We start from the raw sequence: 2,127 nt of genomic DNA on the forward strand, positions 1-2,127 counted from the left end.
CGTCGCGCGGCGCGGGTGCAACGATGTGCACGTCATGAGTGCAGCACAGCAGGCGGGGCAGGCACCGCGCGCACTGCGGGCCGCGATGTTCGCGGCGGTCTGTGTGCTGCTCGCCGCGCTCGGCCACGCGCTCATGTCCGGGACCGACGTCCCGTGGTGGGCGATCATCGCCGCGCTGTCCGGGACGGGCGGCTGCGCCTGGTTCCTCGCCGGACGCGAACGCGGGCCGCTGCTGATCACGCTCGCCACCGTCGGCGCGCAAACGGCACTGCACTTCTTCTTCACCCTGGCCCAGCAGGTCTCCGAGACGGCGGGCGGCCACGCGGGGAGCGCCGCCGGACACGGCTCCGGCGCGCTGCCGTCACCCGGCTTCTTCTCCCGGCTGACCTGCGGAGCCGTCCCGTCGGCGGCCTCCGGCTCAAGCGCCGGCGGCGCGGACGGCGCGGCGATGGGCGGCATGCTCATGAACGGCTCCGGGCCGAGCGGCCCATCGCCGTCCGGCGGCATGCCCCTGCACGGCACCCACATGGACATGATGGGCATCCACGGTCTCCACGGGCCTGTCGGCATGTGGTCCGCGCACCTGCTCGTCGCCCTGATCTGCGGTCTCTGGCTGTCCGGCGGCGAACAGGCCGCCTTCCGGCTCGGACGGGCCGTGGGCGCCCGCCTCGTCGCCCCCCTGCTCCTCCTCTTCGGCGACCCGGTCCCCGGCCCGCGCCCCCCGCGGGTCCGCCCCGGACTGGGCCGCGCCGCGCAGCGGCTGCGCCGGCTGCTGTACGCGTACGCCCTGATCACCCGGGGTCCGCCGGCCACCCTCGCCGTCGGCCTCTGAACCCCCGGATTCCCATGTCCGCCCGGTCACCCGGCGCGGACTCCTCGGGGTGCTTCCAGCCGACGGCCGCCGGACAGGCCGTGACACGTTCCCGGGCCGTCCGCCGCCACGCGGCCGGACGCCCGGATTCCAGGAAGGACCCCGGGCAATGACCCCTGCCCGCAACCAGGACGCGCCACAGCGGCGCGTCCCTCCCTCTCCCGCCGCGCCGGACGGGATCCGCTCGGCCGACGCGGAACCGCGCGGCCGGCGCCTGTCAGCCGACGCCGAGCCGTGCGGCCAGCACCTTCAGCCGGCGCGCCCGTTCGTCCCACCGGTGGCAGTCCGCACAGCCCCGCACATGCGCCTCCAGCACCACGCCGGTGACGCCCGGCGGGGGTGCCTCGCCGTCGATGCGGGCGGACAGGGCGGTACGTACGTCGCTGCAATGCACCCGGCCATCGTCCCCGGCGCCGGGCCGCGCCGGTCCACCGCCCCCCGCACGGGAGCGGCCCTCACGGAGGCCCCTCGCACCGGAGTCCTACGAACGGAAGCCCCCCGCACGGGAGCGGCCCCCGCAGGAGCCTCCCGCGCGGGAGGCCGTCGCTCCGGAGGCCGTCGCTCGGGAGGCCGCCGTGCGTGACGACGAGACGGTGACCGCCTGGGCGCTGGCCGCCCGCGGCGGCGACGCCGACGCCGTGGAACGGTTCATCCGCGCCACGCAGACGGACGTCCGCCGGTACGTGGCCCGGCTGAGCAACGACCCGCAGGGCGCGGACGACCTGGTGCAGGAGACGTACCTGCGCGCCCTGCGCTCGCTGCCGCGCTTCGAAGGGCGGTCCTCCGCCCGCACCTGGCTGCTCTCCATCGCCCGGCGTACGGTCGTCGACCGGCTCCGCTTCCTCGCGGCCCGGCCGCGGCTGTCGGACACGGACGACTGGCAGTCCGCGGCGGAACGCACCCAGTCCGCCGTCCTGCCCGGCTTCGACGAGGGCGTCGCGCTGTCGCAGCTCCTCGACCGGCTGCCCTACGAACGCCGTGAGGCCTTCGTCCTGACGCAGTTGCTGGGCCTGCCGTACGCGGAGGCGGCACTGGTCGCCGGCTGCCCGATCGGCACGGTCCGCTCACGGGTGGCCCGGGCGCGCGAGGCGCTGATCGACCAGTTGGAGACGGCGGAACGGGAGGGCGACGCGAGGATGCCGGTCCTGGCCGGGGCGGGGGCCGGCTGCTGACCCGGCCCTGTCCGGCTCCGCTCGCCGGGCCCCCGGCGGAGCCACGGTTCCGACGAGCAACCAACCCGCTGAGCGCGTCAGGCC

At 76.4% G+C, this 2,127-nt stretch carries 3 protein-coding genes; 2 read left to right on the plus strand and 1 reads right to left on the minus strand.

Annotated features, from left to right (window positions below; translation table 11 throughout):
* Positions 1–832 (plus strand): hypothetical protein (locus tag ACSNOK_RS32680; protein ID WP_436784417.1); only part of this gene is annotated, 832 nt, incomplete at its 5' end.
* Positions 833–1,088: 256 nt separating this feature from the next.
* Here the strand turns inward: ACSNOK_RS32680 and ACSNOK_RS32685 are convergent.
* Positions 1,089–1,265, minus strand: coding sequence for a zf-HC2 domain-containing protein (locus tag ACSNOK_RS32685; RefSeq protein WP_436784418.1), 177 nt, complete (start codon positions 1,263–1,265; stop codon positions 1,089–1,091).
* Between the two features lie 181 nt (positions 1,266–1,446).
* On the opposite strand from ACSNOK_RS32685, the gene ACSNOK_RS32690 reads away from it, so the two are divergent.
* A complete protein-coding gene (locus tag ACSNOK_RS32690) occupies positions 1,447–2,043 on the plus strand; it encodes a sigma-70 family RNA polymerase sigma factor (protein WP_436784419.1) in 597 nt (198 codons plus the stop codon).
* Positions 2,044–2,127 lie beyond the last annotated feature (84 nt).

This window comes from Streptomyces sp. URMC 126, from assembly GCF_051386555.1.
Lineage (GTDB): Bacteria > Actinomycetota > Actinomycetes > Streptomycetales > Streptomycetaceae > Streptomyces.